Origin of the sequence: Ensifer sp. R-19, from assembly GCF_049905105.1 — a bacterium.
Lineage (GTDB): Bacteria > Pseudomonadota > Alphaproteobacteria > Rhizobiales > Rhizobiaceae > Ensifer.
Window position 1 is genome coordinate 1702528 of record NZ_CP184569.1, and the last position, 23628, is coordinate 1726155.

At 62.3% G+C, this 23628-nt stretch carries 20 protein-coding genes and 1 pseudogene; 9 read left to right on the forward strand and 12 right to left on the reverse strand.

The window, feature by feature from the left end:
* Nucleotides 1–95: 95 nt before the first annotated feature.
* The 3 genes from ACN9MO_RS08280 to ACN9MO_RS08290 are packed head-to-tail and all read right to left on the reverse strand — an operon-like array spanning nucleotide 96 to nucleotide 2965.
* Entirely contained in the window at nucleotides 96–923 is an 828-nt protein-coding gene (locus tag ACN9MO_RS08280; protein ID WP_057248872.1) for a TolB family protein, read from the reverse strand.
* Between the two features lie 27 nt (nucleotides 924–950).
* Nucleotides 951–1286 (reverse strand): hypothetical protein, encoded by a 336-nt coding sequence (locus ACN9MO_RS08285; RefSeq protein ID WP_057248871.1) that lies wholly within the window; start codon nucleotides 1284–1286, stop codon nucleotides 951–953.
* Nucleotides 1283–2965 (reverse strand): NAD+ synthase, encoded by a 1683-nt coding sequence (locus ACN9MO_RS08290; RefSeq protein ID WP_113132899.1) that lies wholly within the window; start codon nucleotides 2963–2965, stop codon nucleotides 1283–1285. Before ACN9MO_RS08290 ends, ACN9MO_RS08285 begins: the two co-directional genes overlap by 4 nt.
* Before the next feature lie 269 nt (nucleotides 2966–3234).
* Between ACN9MO_RS08290 and ACN9MO_RS08295 the strand changes: the two genes are divergently transcribed.
* The 5 genes from ACN9MO_RS08295 to ACN9MO_RS08315 all read left to right on the forward strand — a co-directional run bounded on the left by ACN9MO_RS08295 (nucleotide 3235) and on the right by ACN9MO_RS08315 (nucleotide 9314).
* Nucleotides 3235–5166, forward strand: coding sequence for an LTA synthase family protein (locus tag ACN9MO_RS08295; RefSeq protein WP_082615755.1), 1932 nt, complete (start codon nucleotides 3235–3237; stop codon nucleotides 5164–5166).
* A gap of 137 nt (nucleotides 5167–5303) precedes the next feature.
* The gene (locus ACN9MO_RS08300) at nucleotides 5304–5852 is read left to right on the forward strand and encodes a DUF1003 domain-containing protein (RefSeq protein WP_057248868.1); all 549 of its coding nucleotides are present in this window, start codon (nucleotides 5304–5306) and stop codon (nucleotides 5850–5852) included.
* A gap of 185 nt (nucleotides 5853–6037) precedes the next feature.
* Nucleotides 6038–6460, forward strand: coding sequence for a TadE/TadG family type IV pilus assembly protein (locus ACN9MO_RS08305; protein WP_058324072.1), 423 nt, complete (start codon nucleotides 6038–6040; stop codon nucleotides 6458–6460).
* A 1-nt stretch (nucleotide 6461) separates the two neighbouring features.
* On the forward strand, nucleotides 6462–8201 hold the full coding sequence (locus tag ACN9MO_RS08310) for a pilus assembly protein TadG-related protein (RefSeq protein ID WP_113132900.1): 1740 nt from the start codon (nucleotides 6462–6464) through the stop codon (nucleotides 8199–8201).
* A gap of 195 nt (nucleotides 8202–8396) precedes the next feature.
* Nucleotides 8397–9314, forward strand: a complete 918-nt coding sequence (locus tag ACN9MO_RS08315) for a hypothetical protein (protein WP_057248865.1) — start codon at nucleotides 8397–8399, stop codon at nucleotides 9312–9314.
* 4 nt (nucleotides 9315–9318) lie between these two features.
* Here ACN9MO_RS08315 and ACN9MO_RS08320 read toward each other — a convergent pair whose 3' ends face one another.
* From ACN9MO_RS08320 to rpiA, 5 genes are all read right to left on the reverse strand, one after another.
* Entirely contained in the window at nucleotides 9319–9717 is a 399-nt protein-coding gene (locus ACN9MO_RS08320) for a GFA family protein (RefSeq protein WP_057248864.1), read from the reverse strand.
* Between the two features lie 187 nt (nucleotides 9718–9904).
* Nucleotides 9905–11278, reverse strand: a complete 1374-nt coding sequence (locus ACN9MO_RS08325; protein WP_057248967.1) for a class II 3-deoxy-7-phosphoheptulonate synthase — start codon at nucleotides 11276–11278, stop codon at nucleotides 9905–9907.
* A gap of 256 nt (nucleotides 11279–11534) precedes the next feature.
* Nucleotides 11535–12923 (reverse strand): glutathione-disulfide reductase, encoded by a 1389-nt coding sequence (gene gor, locus ACN9MO_RS08330; RefSeq protein ID WP_057248863.1) that lies wholly within the window; start codon nucleotides 12921–12923, stop codon nucleotides 11535–11537.
* 189 nt (nucleotides 12924–13112) lie between these two features.
* A complete protein-coding gene (locus ACN9MO_RS08335; RefSeq protein WP_057248862.1) occupies nucleotides 13113–13658 on the reverse strand; it encodes a DUF2059 domain-containing protein in 546 nt (181 codons plus the stop codon).
* Between the two features lie 121 nt (nucleotides 13659–13779).
* Entirely contained in the window at nucleotides 13780–14475 is a 696-nt protein-coding gene (rpiA, locus tag ACN9MO_RS08340) for a ribose-5-phosphate isomerase RpiA (protein WP_057248861.1), read from the reverse strand.
* 224 nt (nucleotides 14476–14699) lie between these two features.
* Between rpiA and ACN9MO_RS08345 the strand changes: the two genes are divergently transcribed.
* Nucleotides 14700–15377 (forward strand): HAD family hydrolase, encoded by a 678-nt coding sequence (locus tag ACN9MO_RS08345; RefSeq protein ID WP_057248860.1) that lies wholly within the window; start codon nucleotides 14700–14702, stop codon nucleotides 15375–15377.
* Between the two features lie 49 nt (nucleotides 15378–15426).
* Here ACN9MO_RS08345 and ACN9MO_RS08350 read toward each other — a convergent pair whose 3' ends face one another.
* Nucleotides 15427–17316, reverse strand: coding sequence for a L,D-transpeptidase family protein (locus ACN9MO_RS08350; RefSeq protein ID WP_113132901.1), 1890 nt, complete (start codon nucleotides 17314–17316; stop codon nucleotides 15427–15429).
* Nucleotides 17317–17766: 450 nt separating this feature from the next.
* Between ACN9MO_RS08350 and fumC the strand changes: the two are divergent.
* Both fumC and ACN9MO_RS08360 read left to right on the forward strand, forming a co-directional pair.
* Nucleotides 17767–19219: pseudogene (fumC, locus tag ACN9MO_RS08355) on the forward strand (class II fumarate hydratase).
* A 191-nt stretch (nucleotides 19220–19410) separates the two neighbouring features.
* Nucleotides 19411–20481 carry a GGDEF domain-containing protein gene (locus ACN9MO_RS08360; RefSeq protein ID WP_057248857.1) on the forward strand — a complete coding sequence of 357 codons (1071 nt, stop codon included), beginning with the start codon at nucleotides 19411–19413 and terminating at the stop codon, nucleotides 20479–20481.
* A 116-nt stretch (nucleotides 20482–20597) separates the two neighbouring features.
* On the opposite strand, the gene ACN9MO_RS08365 is transcribed toward ACN9MO_RS08360, so the two are convergent.
* From ACN9MO_RS08365 to ACN9MO_RS08375, 3 genes are all read right to left on the reverse strand, one after another.
* Nucleotides 20598–21389: a M15 family metallopeptidase gene (locus tag ACN9MO_RS08365; RefSeq protein WP_244495559.1), complete on the reverse strand. Its 792-nt coding sequence runs from the start codon at nucleotides 21387–21389 to the stop codon at nucleotides 20598–20600.
* Between the two features lie 62 nt (nucleotides 21390–21451).
* The gene (locus tag ACN9MO_RS08370) at nucleotides 21452–22060 is read right to left on the reverse strand and encodes a pyridoxamine 5'-phosphate oxidase family protein (protein WP_057248856.1); all 609 of its coding nucleotides are present in this window, start codon (nucleotides 22058–22060) and stop codon (nucleotides 21452–21454) included.
* Between the two features lie 127 nt (nucleotides 22061–22187).
* Nucleotides 22188–23096, reverse strand: a complete 909-nt coding sequence (locus ACN9MO_RS08375) for an alpha/beta fold hydrolase (RefSeq protein ID WP_057248855.1) — start codon at nucleotides 23094–23096, stop codon at nucleotides 22188–22190.
* A 17-nt stretch (nucleotides 23097–23113) separates the two neighbouring features.
* On the opposite strand from ACN9MO_RS08375, the gene ACN9MO_RS08380 reads away from it, so the two are divergent.
* The gene (locus tag ACN9MO_RS08380) at nucleotides 23114–23626 is read left to right on the forward strand and encodes a MarR family winged helix-turn-helix transcriptional regulator (RefSeq protein WP_093232993.1); all 513 of its coding nucleotides are present in this window, start codon (nucleotides 23114–23116) and stop codon (nucleotides 23624–23626) included.
* The last annotated feature ends 2 nt before the right edge of the window (nucleotides 23627–23628 follow it).

Below are 23628 nucleotides of genomic sequence, written 5' to 3' on the forward strand. Positions count from 1 at the left end.
AGTGAGACAGGTGGGCCTTGCCCTTCCCGCGGATCGGATGCGCCCTGCGAACGAGGTCATCGCTAGCACGCTGCCCTTATACTTGTCCAGCGCGCTCAGCTTTCAGGCTGATACCGAACGAAGGCGAAGCGATCGCCTGACGGCGACCAGTTGGGAACGTTGATGGTTCCCTGCCCGCCGAAAAGTTCGAACAGGATGCGCGGGTTGCCGCCGTCCATATCCATCAGCCGCAGGCGGACATCGAGATCCCTCGGATGATCGAAAACATCACCGTCATAGGAGAGCACCAGCAGATGCTTCCCATCCGGCGACGGATGCGGAAACCAGTCGCCATAGGGGCTGTCGGTGATGCGCGTGACGTCACTGCCATCGGGGCGGATGCGCCAGATCTGCATGCGTCCGGTGCGGCTGGAGTTGAAATAGATCCATTCGCCATCCGCCGACCAGTCGGGTCCGTCGTTGCGCCCTTCCCCGTGGGTCAGCCGCTGCTCCTCGCCGCCATCAACCGAAATCGTATAGATGTCGAAGACCTGGTCGCGGATGCCGCAATAGGTCACTCTTCGCCCATCCGGCGACCAGCCGTGCCAATAGGACGGCAGGTTGCGGGTGACGAGCCGCGGCGTGCCGCCTCTAGCCGGCAGCAGGTAGATCGCCGACTTGCCGAACTCGGTCTTGTCGCTGATCGCGATGGTGGCGCCATCGGGCGAAATGCCGTGGTCGTTGTTGCAGAGCGCGGCAAAGCCGGTATCGATCTCCACCGGCTCCGAACCGTCGAAACCGAGGCGATAAAGACGGCCATCGCCGTTGATGACCAGATGCGTGCCGTCCCGCGACCAGTTCGGCGCCTCGACCAGCCGATCGGTCTGCCAGACGACGCGCGTTTCACCGGTAACGATGTCATAGGTCTCGATGGAACTGCGCATCCCGTTCTCCCGCCGCGACCAAGGCAGCTATTTGCGTTCTTCGCCTCTCGGCAGCGTCGCCGCGACCTTGGCGCAGATCGACTGCATCAAATTGGAATTGCGTTGATCTCGCCAGGTCGAGACGACGCCCCAGGCCAACAGCAGAAGGATGCAGACGAAGGCCACGCCGACGATGGCGATACTGCCGCTTGCAAGACCATAGATGCCGAAGACCGCCGGCGTCGCGAAATAGGCGATCTGCGCCGAGAGCTGCCGGCCAGCAGAAACGTCGCTCAGCGACCACAGCCGGATCAGCCGGATTTCCTCGTCCGTGAACTCCGGACAGCTTTCCTTGCCGTCCCGCCCTTGGCCGAACGCGCTCACCCTCGATCGCGGAAGCGGTTGGTGATCGGGTACCGCCGGTCGCGGCCAAAATTCTTCTTGGTGATCTTGACGCCCGGCGCCGATTGCCGCCGCTTGTATTCGGCAATGTAGAGCAGGTGTTCGACCCGGTGAACCGTCGCCTCGTCATGGCCGCGGGCGACGATCTCGTCGGTCCCCATCTCCTTTTCCACCAGGCATTCGAGAATGTCGTCGAGCACCGGATAGGGCGGCAAAGAATCCTGGTCCGTCTGGTTGGGACGCAATTCAGCCGAGGGCGCCTTGTCGATAATATTTGGGGGAATGACGACGCCGGAGGGTCCAAGCGCGCCCGGCGGAACCGTGGTGTTGCGCCAGCGCGAGATGGCATAGACCTCCATCTTGTAGAGATCCTTGATCGGATTGAAGCCGCCGTTCATGTCGCCATAGAGCGTGGCATAGCCGACCGACATTTCCGACTTGTTGCCCGTCGTCACCACCATCGAGCCGAACTTGTTGGAGATCGCCATCAGGATGGTGCCGCGGGTACGGCTCTGCAGGTTCTCCTCGGTGATGCCGGATTCGGTCCCCTCGAACATGTCGGAGAGCGCGCTTAAGAACCCTTCGACCGGCTCGGAGATCGGCACGATATCGTAGCGGCAGCCGAGCGCTGCGGCACATTCCTTGGCGTCCTTCAGCGATTCCTGCGAGGTGTAGCGATAGGGCAGCATGACTGTGCGCACCCGCTCCTCGCCGAGCGCATCGACCGCCAGCGCCGCGCAGATCGCGGAATCGATACCGCCGGAAAGGCCGAGTACGACGTTCTTGAAGCCGTTTTTGTTCACATAGTCACGGAAGCCGAGCATGCAGGCGCGGTAGTCCGACTCCTCGCGCTCCGGCAGGCGCGACTGCAGCCCGCTTTCGCAATGCCAGCCGCTTTCGCCCTTCTTCCATTCGACGATCGAAATCGCCTCTTCGAACTGGCTCATCTGGAAGGCGAGAGACTTGTCGGTGTTGAAGGCGAAGCTTGCGCCGTCGAACACCAGTTCGTCCTGGCCGCCGAGCTGGTTGGCATAGATCATCGGCAGGCCGGTCTCGAGCACCTGCTTGAGGACCACCTGGTGGCGCACATCCACCTTGCCACGAAAATAGGGCGAACCGTTCGGCGACAGCAGGATTTCCGCGCCACTTTCCGCGAGTGTCTCGCAAACGCCGAGATCGCCCCAGATGTCCTCGCAGATCGGAATGCCGATGCGCACGCCGCGGAAATTCACCGGGCCCGGCATCTCGCCCTGGTCGAAGACGCGCTTCTCGTCGAACTCGCCATAGTTCGGCAGATCGACCTTGTCGCGGAACGCGATCACCTTGCCATCGTCAAGCACGGCCACCGAATTGTGCCGGCCGGTCTTGGCCTGGCGCGGGAAGCCGATGATGACGCCCGGGCCGCCGTCCGCCGTGTCGCTCGCGAGCTTCTCGACCGCCTGGAGGCAGGCCTTCAGGAATGCCGGCTTCAGCACGAGATCTTCGGGCGGATAGCCGGAAATGAACAGCTCCGTCAAAAGCAGGAGATCGGCGCCCTGGCGCGCCGCATCGGCACGCGCCTCACGCGCCTTGGCCAGGTTTCCGGCGATGTCGCCCACCGTCGGATTGAGCTGGGCGATTGCGATGCGCAGGAGCGAGGGGGCGATCTTGTGAGCGGTCATGAGCGGGCCTGTCGGTCTGTTCTGAGCGATTGCGTCTGACTTTCGCAATGTTCTTTAGCGCAATCCGCAGGAAAATACCCACAGGCAATCGCCGCTCCGCGAAAAAAAACCGAAAAATTCTGTCTTTCCCGGTTCTTATGAAGGGCCGTTGCAGCGCCCTCACGCGACGAAAAGCTGTTCCCAAACCCCGTTAAGAAACCATTCATCCCCTGTTCAAAATGACGGGCGTATGACAGTTACACGACACATTTATGAAACTGGAGAACATGTTGGCTAGTATCGATTCCGCTGTCGCGAGAGGTTCGCGCGTCTATGTCGATAGACCCGGCTTCACCGCACGGCACGCCAAGACGCTTGCGGCCACCCGCAGCGCATTGTTCTCCCTTTTCGTCGCAGCCGCTCTCGTCTTCGCCGTCGAGCTGATCGTGCGCCAGTCGATGGCCGATACGCTCGCCTATATGCTCGACCCGACGCGCCCGGCGCTGACGACTGTCGGTGCATTCTTCCTGATGCTGCTGGCCGTCGACGGCATTTTCGGTCGCGAACATAAGTCGGCCGTGGTGATTGCGCCCCTCGCCATCATACCCGCCGTCGTCTGCCAGCAGAAGCAGGTCTTCCTGTCCGATCCGCTTTATCCGACCGATTTCCTGTTCGGCCGCCAGATCATGGAATTGATGCCGGTGCTGGTGAAGGACCGCCCCTGGACCGCCGTCGGCATCGTCGTCGGCCTCATCGCCGCCGTTGCCGCCATCGGCCTCTTGCTGCGCTACGCCTGGCGCAATTTCCCCAAGCTGACGCGCCGCGAGCGCATCGCTCGTGCGGCCTTTGCGCTGCCGCTGCTCTTCGCCTTCTGGCACATCATGGATTACAACCAGTTCTCCTGGATCCGTGATCGCCTGAAGGTCATCCCCATCATGTGGGACCAGACCGAGAACTATAAGCACAACGGCTTTGCGCTTGCCTTCGCCATCAACCTGCCGATGGCCAATGTCAGCGCGCCCGCTGGCTACATGGCCGACGCCATCGATCGCATTCCGGTGAAGCCGCTTCCGGCTGGCACCTCGCACCGCGGCAAGCCCGACGTCATCGTGCTGATGAGCGAATCCTTCTGGGATCCGACCCGCCTGCCCAACGTCAAGCTCTCGCCCGATCCGATGCCGACGATCCGCGAGATGCAGTCGGGCAACGTCTTCTCGCCGGAATTCGGCGGCATGACCGCCAATGTCGAGTTCGAGGCGCTGACCGGCTTCTCCAACGCCTTCCTGCCCTATGGCAGCATTCCGTACCAGCAGTACATCCGCAACCCGATCCCGTCGCTCGCTACCTTCTTCCGTGGCGAAGGCTATGTCTCGCGCGCCATCCATCCCTTCCAGAGCTGGTTCTGGAACCGTACCGCCGTCTACAAGGCCTTCGGTTTCGACACCTTCAAGTCGGAAGAGAACATGCCGCCGATGCAGAAGCGCGGCATCTTTGCCTCGGACGAGTCGCTGACGCATGAGATCATCCGCCAGGCCGACGCCATGGACGATCCGTTCTTCTTCTTTGCGGTGACACTGCAGGGCCATGGCCCCTATGAGGCAAACCGCTATGCCAAGAACACCATCAAGGTCGAAGGCAACCTGCCCGAAAGCGACCGGCAGGTGCTGGAAACCTATGCTCAAGGCATCAAGGAAGCCGACGAGAGCCTGAAGAAGCTGATGGACTGGGCAAAGAAGCGCGATCGCGAAACGATCATCGTGCTGTTCGGCGACCACCTGCCGCCGCTCAACACGGTCTATACCAGCACCGGCTTCATGAAGGGCGTCACGGCGGAGCGCAAGGGCTCGAAGGACCAGATGAAGGCGCAGCACGAAACGCCGCTCGTCGTCTGGTCGAACAAAACAGGCCCGAGAAAGAACGTCGGCACGATCAGCCCGGCCTTCCTCTCCTACCAGATCCTCAAGCAGTCCGGCTACGAGCACCCCTATTACACCGGGTTCCTCGGCAAGGTTCATGACCAATACCGGGTCGTCGACCGCTACATGCTGATCCGCAGGAACGGCAAGGAAGTCGCCGAGTGGTCGCGCCAGCCGAAGGTGCCGGCTCTCTTGCGTGACTATCGCTTCCTGCAGCACGACATGATGTTTGGAGACCGCTTCTCCACCGACCGGTTCTTCAAGTCCCACGCCGACCTCTTCGCAAGCGCGGCCGAGACCCACTGAACCACGAGCGCCGGACCGGCCACACCCGGTCCGGCTCTTCATGCTCTCGGTCGGCCAGATTTTTCCGCGACGCAAAACCGCCACGCACATTTGCTGGAAATGCTCTAGATTTTCTCCGGTCAACCCCGGAGATCGCCATGCCGCATTTCAACAACATCTCGCACCAGTTCTTCGGCAAGCCGCTCAGCGAACTCGGCGAGATCGAGCGCCGCATCCTCGCCTACGCCCGCGAGCGGCGCACGCTGACCACCGATACCAATGCGGCCTTCGCTGCCGAGCAAACCTTAGGCGACAGGCTCGCCGACAACATTGCCCGCGTTGGCGGCTCCTGGAGCTTCATCGTCACCTTCTGCAGTTTTCTCGTCTGCTGGGTCATCGTGAACTCGGTGCTGTTGGTGACCGGAGCGTTCGACCCCTACCCCTACATCTTTCTCAACCTCGTGCTTTCCATGCTTGCCGCACTGCAGGCCCCAATCATCATGATGTCGCAGAACCGTCAGGCCGAACGCGACCGCTTCGCAGCGTCCAAGGACTACGAGGTCAATCTCAAGTCGGAAGTCGAACTGATCGCCCTGCATCACAAGGTCGACGACGTGTTGCTGCGTGAGATTTCGGAACTGCGTGCCGACCTCGCAACGCTCAACCGCCAGCTCGAGCACTACCGTCCAGCACCCGGGCAGGACTGACCGAACACCCACGACACGCAGGATCAGATCCCGCGGTGCCGCGGCGTAGCGCGGGCGCCCACCCCCCCGCTTCGCTGCCATCGGCAACTTATCGGAGTATGAAAAAATTAATATTTGAAGACCATCTTATGGGTGCAGGGACATTCGAAAAAAATACAGCAACGTGGGTACGCGGAGATGCTGCAATGTCCAACTTCAAGCGCCTTTTCGGCGGCCGAGACGGCGCCGCTGCAATCGAATTCGCAATCATAGCGCCGCTCTTCTTCCTTTGCGTGCTAACCTTGATCGCCTACGGCGTCTATCTCAGCACAGCGCATTCCATACAGCAGATCGCCGCCGATGCCGCGCGCACAGCCATCGCTGGACTATCCCAAGGCGAGCGTGAACGCCTCGCGACCGACTACATCCGCCGCACCACGATGGATCAGGCCTTCATAAAATCCTCGCGTATGACCGTGACCGTCAAAGACGACGCCAGCAACGCCAACCAGTTCACCGTTCGGATCAAATACGACGCCGCCGACCTCCCGATTTTTAACCTTTTCACGTTCGCGATGCCGAGCAGCCAGATCGAGCGCTTCGCAACCATACGCGTGGGAGGGGTCTGACATGGCGTGGAATTCAACGCGACTGCGCACGCTGCTCCGATCACAAGACGCCAATATCGGCATCTCTGCCGCACTGGTCATGCCACTGGTCATCGCCTCAATGGGGCTCGGCATCGACTACGGCTATCTCACCGTGCAGAAACGTGAGATGCAGTCGGCGGTCGACCTTGCCGCGATCGCAGCGGCCGCCAACATCTCGTCGGCCGAGAAGGCCGTGCTCAACCATTTCTCCAACAATGGCCTCAACTACGCCGTGGCCACGCCGACCGGGCTGATGACGGTCGATGGCAAGGTGCTGCCGCTGAGCGATGTCAGCACGGGCAAGGTGGATGGCGTGGCCACGCTGGCGCGCGGTCGCTATATCCCCGACCCTTCCGTCGAGGCCGGACAGCGCTTCGTCAAGGACGCAACGCCGACCGATGCCGTTCAGGTTCTGCTGGAAAAGAAAGGCCAGATCTTCCTAGCCTCCATGTTCAGCGCGCCGCCGGATTTAAGCGTCATCGGCACGGCCGCCAGCTCCAAGATTGCCGCCTTCTCTGTCGGCTCGCGTCTCGCCAGCCTGAACGACGGATTGTTGAATTCGATCCTCGGGCAAATGCTCGGCACGACCATCTCCCTCAAGGTCATGGATTATCAGGCGCTCATCGACGCCGACATCGACGTCCAGCCGTTCCTGAAGATCGTCGCGACAAAGCTGAACCTGACCGCCGCCTCCTATGAGGACGTGCTGAAGGCCAATCTGACCATGCCGCAGTTGCTCTCCTCGATGCGGCTCGTCCAGGGTCTTTCAGGCACAGTGACAGCCGCGCTGAAGAGCATCGAGCTTTCGACCGCAAACAACAAGAAGACCGTCACACTGGCCCAGATCCTCAACCTCGATCCGAAAAAGAGCCTGCAGATCGATGCCGGTTCCGATTGGGCGATGAAGATCAGCGCGCTGCAGATCGTCTCCGCGGCCGCCGCAATTGCCAATGGCGAACACCAGATCGCGCTCAACGCCGTGACCGGGCTTCCCGGCATCGCTTCTGCCAAGGTCAAGCTCGCGATCGGCGAGCCGCCGGTCCAGACGCCCAGCCACCGCCTCGGAACCCCGGGGGCGGCCGTGCGCACCGCCCAGACCCGCCTCGCCGTCGAAGTCAACGTCGATGGCCTTGCGGCCCTTGCCGGCATCCGCATCAGACTGCCGATCTACGTCGAACTTGCCTATGCCGAGTCGAAACTTGCCGACATCCGCTGCTACGGCGGTACTCCGGAAAACGCGGCGGTCAGCGTCGACGCGGTGCCGGGCATTGCCGAGATCGCGATCGGCGACGTCGACCCGACAGTGCTCTCGAACTTCTCGTCGGATGCCCGCGTGCAAAGGGCCCGCCTCGTCGATGCCCTCGTCGTCAAGATCGATGCGCTCGCTCATGTCGAAGCACAGAACCTCAAGGTCTCGCGCCTGAGCTTCAGCCCATCCGAGATTGCGGCTCGATCGATCAAGAGCGTCTCCACGAAGGATATTCTCACCTCCACGACCCAAACGCTGCTCAACAACCTCGACGTCAACATCCAGGTTCTGTTCCTCACGCTCGGCAGCCCGACGATCGTCCAGCAAGCCCTGGCCCAGACCTTGGGTTCCGTCACCAAGCCGGTCGATGATCTCCTCTACAACCTGCTCCTGCTCGTCGGCGTCCGGGTCGGCGAGGCCGATGTACGCGTCACCGGCGTCAAGTGCCAGCCGCCTGTGCTGGTGCAATGATCGAGATCCAGCAATCGAACGGGGCGCCTGACGGCTGAACGTCAGGTGCCCCGTTTGAACAAAATCGGTTGTTCGCACGTTATGGGCAAGCTACTCCTACTAAAAGGGGTTAGGCTGAGTGGCGGCTGGCGACCGGGCATCTTGAAATTCAAGCATCCGGCACGCCGCGCAAGCTTCGGGGGGTGTGCGCAGCAAATGCGTGTCGTGGCAGAGCATGAGGGCGTTGCGCCAGTTGGTGCGCTTGCCTTCACCGCAGAAGATTTTCGCAATCATCCGAACTTCCGGGCGATCCTTCAGGCGAGCGCCCGCGATCTGATGTCGGTGTTTGATGTCTTCCCTCGAGTTGCCCGCCTCGTCGCCTCCCATCAGAAATGGACGCTGAGCCAAGCCGTCTACACACTTCACCTCGAGCGCGATCCAGCGAATCCGGAGACGGGTATCACCACCGCGCGCCTGCTAAAGTTCATGCATGAGATGGGCGGCGCCAGCCGCAATACCGCTGCCGCCTTCATTGCCGAACTGCTGACCTACAAGCTGCTGCGCGATACCAATGGCGGTCGTGCCAGAAAGAAAGTGCGGCCCCTGGAGCCGACCGAAATCAGCGAAGGGGCGATGTTGCGCTGGTTCATGAGCCAGATGGGCACGCTCGACCGTTTCGACGGCAAGGGCCGCCTTCAGCGCGTCGAAGCCGATCGGACGATCTTTGAGCGCGCCCAACCGATCGCCACCCGCCTGCTGCTCGCCGACCGGCGGTGGAACGAGCCGCCGGAAGCTGTGGCCGCCTTCGTCTGGACCGAATGCGGCGGCCTGCTGCTCGACGATCTCATGTCGCGGCCGCAAAGCCTCGATCCCGTCGACGGCAAAGTCTGGCTCGAAGCGAGCCTCTCGGAACTCGCCACGCACTACATGATCTCCAACACGCATATCAGGCGCATTTTCACCCGCGCCCAGGATGCGGGCCTCATCGGCCGCGCCGGCGAAGGCCAGCGCGGGCTGTTCTGGCTAGGCGAACGCCTGCTCGACGAATATTGTCAGTGGCAATCGGTCAAGATGGCCGGCCTTGCCAATGGCTATGAGCAGGCGGTTCGGCAGGCAACAAGCACGCCGGAGTGATCGCTCAGCTGCGTCCGGCCGCATATTTCGGCAAGTCGTCGGTGATTTCGTAGAAGTCGCCCTGGTCTTCGCAGAAGATGTGATAGCCACCCTTCAGCACGGTCGGCTTCTCGAAGGCCCCAGCCATGATCGAGATGTAATCCTGCCCGTCGCCCTTCCAGAACAGGGCCGAGCCGCAGATCCGGCAAAAGCCACGGCTGGCGCTGTCGCTTGCCCGATACCAAGTGACATGCTCCATTCCCTCGACCTCAAGGCCGTCGTTCCGGACATTCGTCGCGGCGTAGTAGAGCCCGGTCTGCTTCCGGCATTGGCTGCAATGGCAGTAGATCAGCTCGCGCAGCTCGCCCTGTGCGGCAAAGCGCACTGCCCCGCAAAGACAGCTTCCCTTGTGAACGTCCGGCATTGTTCCCCCAAAGCGAAATCGTGATGCATCACCCTGTCATGCGGTGGATAAGGCGGCACGATTGCGCGCGCCGCTTCCTGCTCCAGACACGAAAATGCCGGACCAGCTTCCAGAGCGGGCCCGGCATTGTCAAATTCAAAACTCCCAAGCGACGTTCAGAAAGCCTGAACGATGCCAGGGGATTAGATCAGCCGTTGACGACCATCTTCTTCTCGTCGCGGCCGCCCTTCATGCGCTCGGCCAGCAGGAACGCGAGTTCCAGCGCCTGGTCCGCATTGAGGCGCGGATCGCAATGGGTGTGGTAGCGGTCGGCAAGATCGTCGCCGGAAAGCGCGCGCGCACCGCCGGTGCATTCCGTCACGTCGTTGCCGGTCATCTCGATATGGATGCCGCCCGGATGCGTCCCCTCTGCCCGGTGAATCTGGAAGAAGCTCTCGACTTCCGACAGGATCCGCTCGAACGGGCGGGTCTTGTAGTTGTTGAGCGTGATCGTGTTGCCGTGCATCGGATCGCAGGACCAGACGACCTTCTTGCCTTCGCGCTCGACCGCACGGATGAGGCGCGGCAGATGCTCCGCCACCTTGTCATGGCCGAAGCGGCAGATCAGCGTCAGGCGGCCGGCTTCGTTGGCCGGGTTCAGAAGATCGATCAGCTCCAGGAGACCATCGGCCGTCAGCGACGGGCCGCACTTGAGACCGAGCGGGTTCTTGATACCGCGGCAGTATTCGATGTGCGCATGGTCGGGCTGGCGGGTACGGTCGCCGATCCAGATCATGTGGCCGGAGGTGGCGTACCAGTCGCCCGAGGTCGAGTCGACACGCGTCAGCGCCTGCTCGTAACCGAGCAGCAGCGCCTCGTGGCTCGTGAAGAAATCGGTCTCGCGCAGGCTCGGATGGTTTTCCGAGGTGATGCCGATCGCCTTCATGAAGTCCATGGTCTCGGAGATGCGGTCGGCGAGCTTGCGGTAGCGCTCTGCCTGCGGGCTATCCTTGACGAAGCCGAGCATCCACTGGTGCACGTTGTCGAGGTTGGCATAGCCGCCCATGGCGAAGGCGCGCAGAAGGTTCAGCGTTGCAGCCGACTGACGGTAGGCCATGATCTGGCGTTCCGGGTTCGGGATACGCGCTTCCTCGGTGAACTCGATGCCGTTGATGATGTCGCCGCGGTAGGACGGCAGCGTCACGTCGCCCTGCTTCTCGATGTTGGACGAGCGGGGCTTGGCGAATTGGCCGGCGATGCGGCCGACTTTCACCACCGGCTGCTGTGCGCCGAAGGTCAAGACGACGGCCATCTGCAGGAAGGCGCGGAAGAAGTCGCGGATCGTGTCGGCGCCATGCTCGGCGAAACTTTCAGCGCAATCGCCGCCCTGCAGCAGGAAGCCGCGGCCTTCGGCAACATTGGCAAGTGCACTCTTCAGACGGCGCGCTTCGCCTGCAAACACCAGCGGCGGATACTTCGCGAGGCTCGCTTCGGTCGCCTCAAGCGCTGCCAGGTCCGGATAGTCCGGCACCTGCTGGATGGGTTTCTGCCGCCAGCTGTTTGGAGTCCAAGTTTGTGCCATTTCGATCACCTGTTGTCTGCCGCGGATCTATCCGCGCGGGTCGCGCCCTGACGGCCGAAGGTGGCCGCCCGGTATTCGGAAATTTCACTCATGTCCGCGTGCCCTGCCCCAACGCAAGATTATTGCGCCAAGCTCGCCCGAAGCCGGTGACTTCGCGGATGCGGGCTTATAGACGTTAAGCGAAGGCTTGGAAAGACATTCTACCAGAATTCATCGGCTCCGGCGCCTGCAAAGCAAGGCGCCGGCTGCCGGGGCCTCAGACCCGCTCGCCCTTGCGGATGCGGTAGGACGGCGAATACATCGTCACCAGTTCTTCCGCCGCCGTCGGGTGCACCGCCATCGTCCGGTCGAAATCGTCCTTGGTGCAGCCGGCCTTCAGCGAGATGCCGAGCAGCTGGGCCATTTCGCCCGCATCATGGCCGAGGATGTGGGCACCGAGCACCTTGCGGTCGGCAGCGTTGACGATCAGCTTCATGATCATCTTTTCCTTGCGGCCCGAAAGCGTCGCCTTCATCGGCCGGAATTCGGCGCGATAAACATCCAGCTCGTCGAAGCGGCGCGCCGCCTCTTCTTCCGTCAGACCGACGGTGCCGATCTCCGGCTGCGAGAAGACGGCGGTGGCGATCAGGTCGTGATCCGGCGACACCGGATTGTTCTTGTACTCGGTCTCGATGAAGCACATGGCCTCGTGGATCGCGACCGGCGTCAGTTGCACGCGGTCGGTGACATCGCCAAGCGCATAGATGCCAGGCGCACTGGTGCGCGAGAACGCATCGACGATGATGGCGCCGCGCTCATCGGTCTTGACGCCAGCCGCTTCGAGGCCGAGGCCCGTGGTGTTCGGCACGCGGCCAAGCGCCAGCATCACCTGATCGACGGCGATGTCGCCGTGCTTCATCGTGCGCGCGACACGCTTTCCAGCATCATCGAGGGCGACCGACTGGATAAGGTCCTCGCAGAGGATACGGATGCCCTTCTCTTCCATGGCCACATGCAGCCCGCGGCGCAGGTCTTGGTCGAAACGCGACAGAATTTCCTTGCCGCGATAGATCAGCGTCGTCTCGACGCCGAGGCCGTGGAAGATGTTGGCGAATTCGACGGCGATGTAGCCGCCGCCGGCAATCAGGATCGACTTCGGCAGCTCCTCGAGATCGAAAGCCTCGTTCGAGGAAATGCAGTGCTCGTGTCCCGGCAGCGCGTCATGCGGCGTCGGATGACCGCCGACGGCGATCACGATCCGCTCGGCCGTCACCGTTTTGCCGCTGTCGAGCAGGCGAACCGTGTTCGGGCCGACGAGCTCGGCGCGCGTATGCAGGATCTCGGCGCCGGCATTGTTCAGACCCTTCTGGTAGAGCCCTTCGAGCCGGGTAATTTCCTGCTCCTTGGCGGCGACCAGTTTCTTCCAGTCGAACCGGCTTTCGCCGACCGACCAGCCGAAACCGGCTGCGTCTTCGAAATGTTCGGAAAACTGCGACGCGTAGACATAGAGCTTCTTCGGCACGCAGCCGCGGATGACGCAGGTGCCGCCGTAGCGAAACTCCTCCGCAATCGCCACCTTCTTGCCGAGGCTCGCCGCCAGGCGTCCGCTCCTGACGCCGCCGGATCCGCCACCGATCACGAAAAGGTCATAGTCGAAAGCGGGCATGGGCAGTCTCCTGAAAGCAAGCGGGCCGAAATGGCGAAATGGAAAGCGCGCCGAACGATCTCGCGTCCGGCAGCCGGTGCGGCCGGCCGAAGGCCGCACCGCAGGCACATATAGTGGTGCCTCCGGCCAAAAGAAAAGCCCGGATCTCTCCGGGCTCCTCGAAACGTGATGAACCGTGGCCGGCGACGGTTATTGCGCCGGCGCCTGGACGGCGCCCTCGGCAGCCGGCTGCGTGCTGCCAACCTTTTCGTCGAGCGACTTGGTGGCTTCCTGGGTCAGATCGCGGGAAACGCCTGCGGCCCAGATGTCGGCGGCCTTCAGCAGTTCGCGCGAAGCGATCGGGCCGTTATCCAGGAGCTTCTTGCCGGCGGACGAGCCGTAAAATTCGGTGATCGCGTTCAGCTCTTCGAGCGAGAAGGTCTTGGCGTAGATCGTCGCCGCTTCGTTCTCGAGATCGGCACGGCGCGCGGCAAGGCTAAGTGCCTTCTCGTCGACGGTTGCCGTGATCAGTTCCTGATGGTTCGGCGATGACTGGATCAGCGTGTTCTTCAGCCGCTCGGCAAGGTTCGGCAGAATGTTGTCGAAGCTGTTGGTCACGCCAAGCGCTGCGATCGTCGCGCGCGCCGCCTTGATCTGCTCTTCGGAGACGTCCTGGGCCTGCACCGCCGGAATCGATGCGGAAAGCAGAACCGCGGTGGCAGCGAATGTGCGGACAAGACCTGCGAGTTTGTTCATTTTTACCCTTGCTCCTGTGTTTGTCGCATGCTGCCCGGGCGGTTTCCGCCGCCAGGCCCGCATGTGTGGAAACCTGTTGTCTTTACCGCTCCCAGCCCATTGCGGGCTGTCGGGAGCCAGCTCAGGACGCAGTCAGAATGCGTGCCTGCTCCGGCCCTGCAATGATTGCCAGCGACGCGATGTCGATGAAAAGCCCGTGCTCGACGACGCCGGGAATGGCATTCAGCTCTCCCGCGAGCGCATCTGCATCAGGAATACGGCCAAAAGATGCATCGAGAATGAGGTGTCCGCCGTCGGTCTTGAAGGCGCCGTCGTGCGATTGACGCACGGCGATTTCGCCGGAAAGGCCGAGCCGCGAAGCGACTTTCTCGATCGCGATCCGCGTTGCCACCTGACCGAAGGGATTGACCTCGATCGGCAGCTTGAAGGCACCGAGGACCTCGACCACCTTCGATTCGTCGGCGATCACGATCATTCGCTTCGACGTGCTCGCGACGATCTTTTCGCGCAGCAATGCGCCGCCGCCGCCCTTGATCAGCCGCAGCCGGCCATCGACCTCGTCGGCGCCGTCAATCGTCAGGTCCAGTTCCGGCAGCTCATCGAGCGACTTCAACGGCACACCGAGTTCGAGGCAGAGCCGCGCCGTGCGCTCCGAAGTGGGAACCCCTTCGATACGGAAGCCCGAGGCGACCTTCTCGGCCAGCAGCCGGACAAATTCCTCAGCCGTGGAGCCCGTACCGATGCCGAGGCGCATGCCGTCTTCGACATATTCCAGAGCCGCAGCCGCGGCTTTGATTTTCATTTCGCGGGCGTCCATGCGCCAGTCGCTCCCTTGTAATTCCGACGGACGGCTTTGCTGCAAGCAGCGAACGGCCGGCCCGTTTTCCGCTGAGACACTTACACGCCCGGCGACGCAAACAAAAGTCAAAATGAAATTGCCGCCAAGGATTCCGCAGGACTTGGGACATGTACTCCCCATTGCATTCTGCTGTCACTTCGCCTACCCGAACGGCAACGTTTCCGGTGCCATGAGGTTTTTCGGTGTCATCTCCCATAGTCGTCTTCGATCTCGATGGAACGCTTGTCGATACCGCGCCGGACCTGGTCGCGAGCCTCAACCATGCGGTGACCCAGGCCGGCATCGCACCGGTCGGCTATGCGGATCTCACCCATCTTGTCGGGCACGGCGCACGCGCCATGATCGAGCGCACCTTCGCGCTCCGGCAAAAGCCGCTCGCTGAAGACGTCCTGGAATGGCAGCTCAAGGAGTTCGTCGATTTCTACCACGGCTCGATGCCCGGCGATTCGCTGCCCTATCCGGGCCTCGTCGACGCGCTCGACCGGCTCTCTGGCGCCGGCTTCAAGCTGGCGGTCTGCACCAACAAGCCGGAAAAGCTGGCAACGCGCCTGCTCGAACGCCTGGGGCTGATCGAACGCTTCGCCGCGATTTCGGGTGGCGACACTTTCGAAGTGCGCAAGCCGAATGCCGAGCACCTCCTGAGGACCGTCACCAATGCCGGCGGCTCGGCGGAACGCTCGGTGATGGTCGGCGACAGCCTCAACGACTTCCTCGTCGCCCGCAATGCAGCAGTGCCGTCGATTGCGGTTCCTTTCGGCTACTCGGACGTCCCCGTCGAAAGCCTCGAGCCGACGAAAATCATCAGCCACTTCGACGAACTGACACCGGAACTGGTCTCGGCGCTGCTCGAGACCCGATGATCGAACAGAAAAAAGGCCGCTCGAAGCGGCCTTTTCTTATTCTTGTGTCTTATCCTTCGGCCCTGCGGGCGCCGCGCGTCGCGTCAAAGGCGCGGTTCATGTACATGTCGCGCTCATAGACGTCGTCGAAATACTCGACGACACCATCCTTGTTCGGCCAGGCCGTGAAGTAGGCGACATAAACCGGCACCTTCACCGGAACCTGCAGTGCCTTGTTGCCGCCGCCGGCAATCTCCTTGCCGACGTCCTCGACGCTCGTGCCGAGCACGGCCGCCGCCATCAGGCGCGGATCGGCAAGCCGCACGCAACCGTGGCTGAGTGCCCGGTTGTCGCGCTTGAAGAAGCTCTTCGACGGGGTGTCGTGCATGTAGATCGCATGCGCGTTGGGGAACAGGATTTTCAGCTCGCCGAGCGCATTGTCGCTGCTCGGCGGCTGGCGTACCGCGACCGAAGCGGTCGAGCCGTTCCAGTTGACCGACGCCGACGGAACCGGCCGGCCGCCGACCTCGACCTGGTAGCCCATGCGATCGAGATAGTTCGGGTCGCTGCGGAGCTTCGGCAGCATCTCGTTGACGATGATCGACTGCGGCACGCCCCAGTACGGATTGACCTCGACGGTCTGGATCTCGTCCTGGAAGAAATAGGTCTGGTTCGTTTTCGAGCCGACGACCACGCGCATCGAGAACTGCTCGGCGCCCTGGTCGGTATAGGTTGCGGTGAAGGCCGGCTGGTTGATGAAGACGTAGCGGCCGCCGAGGCCATCCGGCAGCCAGCGCGCCTGCTCCATGGCGATCTCGAGCTTGTTGATCTTGTTCGCCACGCTGTCGCCACCCGTCAGGATGCGCACCGACGCCTGGCCGACGACCCCATCAGCCTTCAGCCCGTGTTCCTTCTGGAAGGCCTCGACCACGGTTACCAGTTCCGGCGTGTATTCCGGCGCTCCCTGGTAAGCGGCAAGAACCGCCGCATGTTCGGTCTTCAGCGCTTCCGAGCCCTTGAGGCGAATACCGGCAATGATGTTGGCGAGCTCGGGATTGCTCTGGCCCGGCTTAAGCAGCGTGCCGGGCGCGATCTCGACGCGCTGCTCGGCGCCTGTTTGCGCCCTCAGCTTCTCCAGTTCGACGGAGAGTGCCGCAAATTGCGCGCTCTTCGGGTTCTGGTCGTTGAGAAGCGTGGCGACGTCGTTGCTCGCAGACAGCTTGTCGAGAAGCGGAGCGAGTTCGACCGTCTTGCGCTTGAAGTCGTGGTAGCCGGAGATCTTGTTCGGATCGATGCGGCCGCGCACCGTGTCCTGCGCATAGGTGAGCGTTGCCGCCGACAGCGCGATTTCGAACTGCAGCAGTTCCTTTTCGCGCGCGATCATGTCGCCGCGGTCGAACGTATCAGCCGGCACGGTGACCGCATAATCCTGCGGGTCGAGGCCGACCTTGGCTGCATCGGCGAGAACGGCGACCGCCGCCTTTGCCTTGGCGTTCACGCCTTCGGCGCCGATCCAGATGTAATCCATGCGGGCGCCGTAATGGGCTTCGACCGCCTTGGCGACGTCGCCGGACGCGCGAACGTTGATATCCGGCAGGAACTGCCGCGCGTCGGCAAGCGGCGTGCGCAGCATCGGCGGCAGCGCATCGTTGCGCACGGAGCCGGTAACGACCGGGTCGAGCAACTTGTCGGTTGAGATGCGACGCAGCGGCTCCGCCTTGTAGGTGTAATATTTGGGGCCCGTGACCTTCGGCAGCGGCTTGGCCGCCTGCTGCGGGTCGACCATCGTGCCCATGCCCGGCAGCGGCTGGTTCGGCTGAACCTGCTGAGCCTCGGTCTTCTTCCGGCCCGCCCGGATGAAATCGCCAAATGTGAAGGCCGAAGCCGGCCGCACATCCATGGTCGCGATCGCACAGCCGCTCATGAGCGCCACGACCGCTGCCGTCTTAATTACTCTCATATGAAACTACGTCCCCGTATCGCGTTGTCGCCGAATTCGACTGAAGCCAGATTCTCGCCACGCCCTCGTGCACTGAAAGTTATAGAAAAGGATGGTGAATGAAAAGGAAACGCGCCCGCGAACATCGACCTTGAATCTCCTTCCTCGTCCCTGCAAACGCCTCGATTCCATAACGTTCGAAGGGGGATAAAAATTTGATCCATATGGATTTTATTTCAGCGGGAGGTCATGGGCCGGTTGCAGCCGCCGATCGGCGGCTAAAAAGAACGCCGCGCCTGTGACCGAAACATCACAACGGCGCCCGCGGCCCGCAAGCGACCGAATCACCATCGTTCCGGGCCGGCCTTGTTGCACGTCAACGTTTCAAACGATTGTAGCATGGCAAGCCGAGCCACGCCCCTTTACAAGCTCCGGCAGGCGGGGCAGAGAGAGGCCCGGCACCCTGGGGAGATGCGCCACCCGGCCCCTCGCCCAGGCTTCATGAACCGCATGATCCAAGGCAGGTATCACGATGACATCGACGCGCACGGAAACAGACACGTTCGGCCCCATCGAAGTGGCAAGCGACCGCTATTGGGGCGCCCAGGCCCAGCGCTCGCTCGGCAATTTCAAGATCGGTTGGGAAAAGCAGCCGGCCTCGATCGTCCGGGCGCTCGGCATCGTCAAGCAGGCAGCCGCCCGCACCAACCAGGCGCTCGGCCGTCTGGATTCCACCGTAGCCGATGCCATCGTCAAGGCATCGCAGGAAGTGATCGACGGCAAGCTCAACGACCATTTCCCGCTCGTCGTCTGGCAGACCGGTTCGGGCACCCAGTCGAACATGAATGCCAACGAGGTGATTTCGAACCGCGCCATCGAACTGCTCGGCGGCGTCATGGGCTCGAAGAAGCCGGTGCATCCGAACGATCACGTCAACATGAGCCAGTCGTCGAACGACACCTATCCGACGGCGATGCACATCGCCTGCGCGGAACGGGTGATCCATGACCTGCTGCCGGCATTGAAGCACCTGCACAAGGCGCTGGAAGCCAAGGTCAAGGCATTCGATCACATCATCAAGATCGGCCGCACCCACACCCAGGATGCAACCCCGCTGACGCTTGGCCAGGAATTCTCCGGCTATGCCGCGCAGGTCGCTTCCTCGATCAAGCGCATCGAGATGACGCTTCCCGGCCTTTGCGAACTCGCCCAGGGCGGCACGGCCGTCGGTACCGGCCTCAATGCGCCGGTCGGATTTGCTGAAAAGGTTGCCGACGAGATCGCCAAGATCACCGGCATTGCCTTCACCTCGGCGCCGAACAAGTTCGAGGCGCTCGCCGCCCATGATTCCATGGTCTTCAGCCATGGCGCGATCAACGCGACGGCTGCAGCCCTCTTCAAGATCGCCAACGACATCCGCTTCCTCGGCTCCGGCCCGCGCTCCGGTCTCGGCGAACTGTCGCTGCCTGAAAACGAGCCTGGCTCGTCGATCATGCCCGGCAAGGTCAACCCGACCCAGTGCGAAGCGCTGACCCAGGTCTGCGTCCAGGTCTTCGGCAACCACGCCGCCCTCACCTTCGCCGGCAGCCAGGGCCACTTCGAGCTCAACGTCTTCAACCCGCTGATGGCCTACAACTTCCTGCAGTCGGTGCAGCTGCTTTCCGATGCGGCCGTGTCCTTCACCGACAACTGCGTCGTCGGCATCGAGGCACGCGAAGACAACATCAAGGCGGCACTCGACCGCTCACTGATGCTGGTCACCGCCCTCGCCCCGAAGATCGGCTACGACAACGCTGCCAAGATCGCCAAGACCGCCCACAAGAACGGCACGACGCTGCGCGAAGAAGCCGTCGGCGGCGGCTACGTGACGAACGAAGAGTTCGACGCGATCGTGCGCCCCGAAACGATGATCGGCCCGGCCTGATCCATTTTGACACACCACGGCGCCTCAACGGCGCCGTGGGTTCAAGTCGCAAACGCTAGGATAGATCGGCGGGAATGGCCGCAGTCGATCGAACTGCGGTGCACCGCGGCGGCAAATATTAAGACTTCGCAAATCATTTGCCCCTAAAAATCATAACCCGTAAGCAGTGAATACTATTAGGGGGTTTGCACATGCAAACGGCAAATTCGGGCAAAGCACAGACGCCCGATATCGCAGCGCAAGTGACCCATGCCATGCGCATGATGGGTGTCGCGCCTATCCCCCGCAACTACGAACTCTATTACGAAGCCTATCTCGGCTCCAACCCGCAGCTGTCGAAAGAACTCGCGGCGCTCGGTAGCCGCGCGACCCAGGAAGAGCTGGATGCGATCGGCGCGCAGTACTTCAGCCACATCCACCGCTCGAACGGCATCGAGCGCGCCCACACCACCCTTGCAGCCAAGCTTGCCGAGCTCGTTACCCTGTTGCGCGACGAGCAATACGCGCTTGAGAACTACAACAAGGTTCTCGATGAGGCCTATGTCAACATCGTCAGCAAGAGTGCATCGAGCGCGGATATCCTGCGCCACGCGATCGGCATCCTGACCGAGGCGACGGCCGAGACGATGAGCCAGGGCAAGGAGCGCGTCGAGACCGTTGTGCAAAAGTCCTTCGAAATGGAGGTCATCCGGCAGGAACTCGACGAGTACAAGCGCATCGCCAACACGGATTCGCTCACGCGTCTCGCCAACCGGCGCGCCTTTGACGACAATCTGGCGGCCGTCTACAACAATGAGCACCTGAGAAATTACACCGGCCTGCTCGTTGCCGACATCGACCATTTCAAGAAGGTCAACGACACGTTCGGCCATCCGGTCGGCGACAAGATCCTCGCGACCGTCGGCGGCGTCCTTCGCGCCAACCTGCGCCGTGAGGCGTTCGTTGCCCGCACCGGCGGCGAGGAATTTGCCATTATCCTTGGCGACAGCACCCAGGAAGAATGCCTGCAGATCGCCGATCGCATCCGCACGGTTCTTGCGGCAACGCCCTTCCGCAATTCGAAGACCGGTGTCAACTACGGCCCGATCACGCTTTCCGTTGGCGTCTGCATGGCGACCGCAGCAGAAGACCCTGTCGATCTCTACAACAAGGCGGATATCGCGCTCTATTCGGCCAAGAATGGCGGGCGCAACAAGACCGTTCTCTTTGAAGACGGCATGCGCAAGGAATCCGGCCGCAACTGGCTGATCTATCGACGCTGACCTACGGCGCTCTGCGATCGAACTGACAATCGGCGCTCTTCATGGGCGCTTTTTGTTTGCCGGTGCTCGGGCATGCGTGAAGGCACCGCCCGCTCTGAACGCTGCGAGGCAGCCGACTAGTGGCCGCAGGCATCCGCGCCCGCCGCCCGCGCGATCGCGATCAGCTCCGGCCGGTACTCGAAATGCATCGTATCGAAGTGGTACCAGCGGCCACCCCAGATGAAGCCGTGCTTCTCGAAAATCTCGACGATATCCAGCGGATAGCGGTTGCGATAGCCGTGCACCCCCTTCCCGGACCAGCGCCAGTAATCCGCAAAGCCCGTATTGAGATCGATCGCCGCGCCGAAGCTATGGACCGACAGCGTGGCAGCACCGGCAATCGGCCGCCAGTTGAAGGTGCCGGCGCTTGGGCTGAGATAGCGTTTGAGTTCGGCATGTCGCGAAAGATCAGCGGCGATCGCCTTCAGCGCCGCGGCCGTTCCGTGCTTCCGCGTCACCTGCAGCCGCTCGCCGAACCAGTCCACAGTGACGAGATCCCGCCTGACAGCCGTAGCACTGCTGCCATAGAGCCGCTTCAACAGTGCATCGCTGCGGATGCGACCCGGATCGAAATCGACGGCCGGCGCTTTCGCACACGCGCCCAGCGGATAGATCTGTGACAGGCTGTCCTCGATATCCGCCGCGGCCAGTTTCTCGGCATGGCTCTTCTTCTTGCCGTCGTCGATGGAGAGCGGCACCCCACCATCCCGCAGAACCAGGACATTGCCGTCGATCCGCTCGATGGCATCGGGGTAGGCCGTAGCCAGCAGGCTGAGCTTCTCGGATAGACTGGGCTCGCCGGCTGTCGCCTTGCCGGCCAAGAGAGCGAAAAGGAGTGCTGATGCACCTGTCAGAGCCTGCCGCCGCACCCTCGCCTCCACCCGCGCGCTTCGCTGAGATGGCGACCGTACCGGTCGGCCCCCGCAGCAGCCTACCACATGGTCTTGGCTGCGCGCTCCGGCCATTCGCGGTCATAGGTTTCGCGGTCGAAATCCGTCTTGGCAGCCTTCAGCAACGTGCCGGGCGTCGGCAGCGATGCCGGATCGAGGAAGCGTTCCGGGTTCCAAAGCTGCGCGCGCATCACCGCACGGGCGCACTGAAAATAGACTTCACCGATGGTCACGACAATCACGCTGCGCGGGTGCTTGCCGTCGACCTCGAAGCTATCGGTAAGCTCCGGATCGATACTGAGGACGGCTGTGCCGTTGATGCGCATCGTCGTGTTCGAGCCGGGGATCAGGAACATCAGCGCCACGCGCGGGTCACGCACGATATTGGCGAGCGAATCGACCCGGTTGTTGCCGCGCCAGTCGGGAAGCAGCACCGTCTTGTCGTCGGCGATCCGAACGACGCAATCGTCGTCACCGCGCGGCGAACAATCGAGCCCCTCCGGCCCGACGGTTGCGAGCGCGCAGAAGGGCGAAGCCTCGATCATCAGCCGATACTCCGCCGTCAGCGTTTTGGTGACCTTGGCCACCGATGCTTCGCTGACACCGCCATAGAGCGCGTTGAGTTCCTCGACCGAGGTGATGACCGACATGCCGTCCTCCAATACCGAAAGATCTCCGGATCGATGGCAGGGCGCGGATTGCGAAGCGATTCCGGAGGCTAAAGCGACCCTTTGACCGATAGCATGACAGTCTGATGACGGCAGCAACGAAAAATAGTCAGGCGGCGGCTTTTTGATCTTCCGCGTGTATGAAGGCATTGATCCGCGCGATCACGGGTGCGGCCGAGACGATGCGGCGATGGCCGAAGCCGTTTGCCCAAAACATCTCCACGTTCGGCCCAGCGGCTGCATAGCGGCGGGCATGATCGGCCGCGACCTCCTTGTCGTCCTCCGCATGGATGACCAGCGTCGGCACGGCGAGGACGCCGATGATCCGCGCGGCGTCGAAATCCTCGAGGCGTCTGCCGGCGAGACGCTCGACAACATCTTCGAAGGCCGCCTGCGTCTTCGGCGCCAGGCGAAGAATTTTGCCGAAACCTTTGAAAAGCCAAGTCATCTCGCTCGGCGCGCCGATCAGCACCAGCTTCTTCGCCACATGGCTGCGCACGTCGCAGACGATGCCGCCCGCCGCACAAGCAAGGCTTCCCCCGCCAAAGGAATGACCGACGCAGACATCGAAATTGCCGAAATGCCGCCAGGCGGCGTCGATCGCCCTGACCGCTGCAGGCATCGTGAGTGTGCGTCCCGGCGAACCGCCATGCCCCGGCCAGTCGAGCGTCACCACTTCAGCGCCGCCTTTGACCAGGCCATCGATCATCGCAGCCAAGTAGTCGCTGCGCGATCCCCAGCCATGCACGAGCAGGATGCGCTTGGCGTTGGCGGCATTGCGCGGAGCGGCGAACTGGCGTGCCAGCACCCAGCCGCCGGCATAGGAAAGCGTCACCGGCTGCCCCGTGGCGATCACGGGCGCCGCGGCCGCGAGCGCCGCCCTCTCCTTGGCGTTCTTAGGCTTCCGGCCGGGCGTCACGCTGAAAAGCTTGAAGGCAAGCCTGCCGGCGGCCTCGGGCGAGAACGCTGCCACGCCTTTCAGCGTGTGGCGGATGACCTTGATCGCAAAGGGTGCCATAGTGGGAATCTCTTGTTATGTTCAATGCTGAACATAATTGTACAACGTTGAACAAAAATCAAGTGACGACAGAACACCATTTCCCTTGGGATCACCCCCGTTTCCGCAGCTGGATCGCGGTTGCGCGCGCCTGCCAGCTCATGCAGCAGACGGTGACGCGCGAGATCGCCCATCTCGACATCAAGCCGCCACACCTCGATATCCTGATCAACCTCTACCGCTTCGACGGCATTTCGCAGCAGGAACTGGCACGCAAACTGCTGGTGGGCCGCTCCAACATGAGCATGCTGTTGCCGCAGCTGGAAAAGCGCGGCCTGATCCTGCGCCGCGGTGACGAGAAGGACAAACGGGTACTGCGGTTGTCGCTGACACAGGAGGGCCGCAACCTTACGGAGGCAGCCATGGAGATCCACACGGCGCTGATCGAGAAATTGCTGGACGACGAGCCGTTGGAGGACTGCATGGTGGTCACCCGATCCATGGAGCGGCTGATCGGGATACTGCTGAAAGAAGAGGACGAACTGGCCTGACG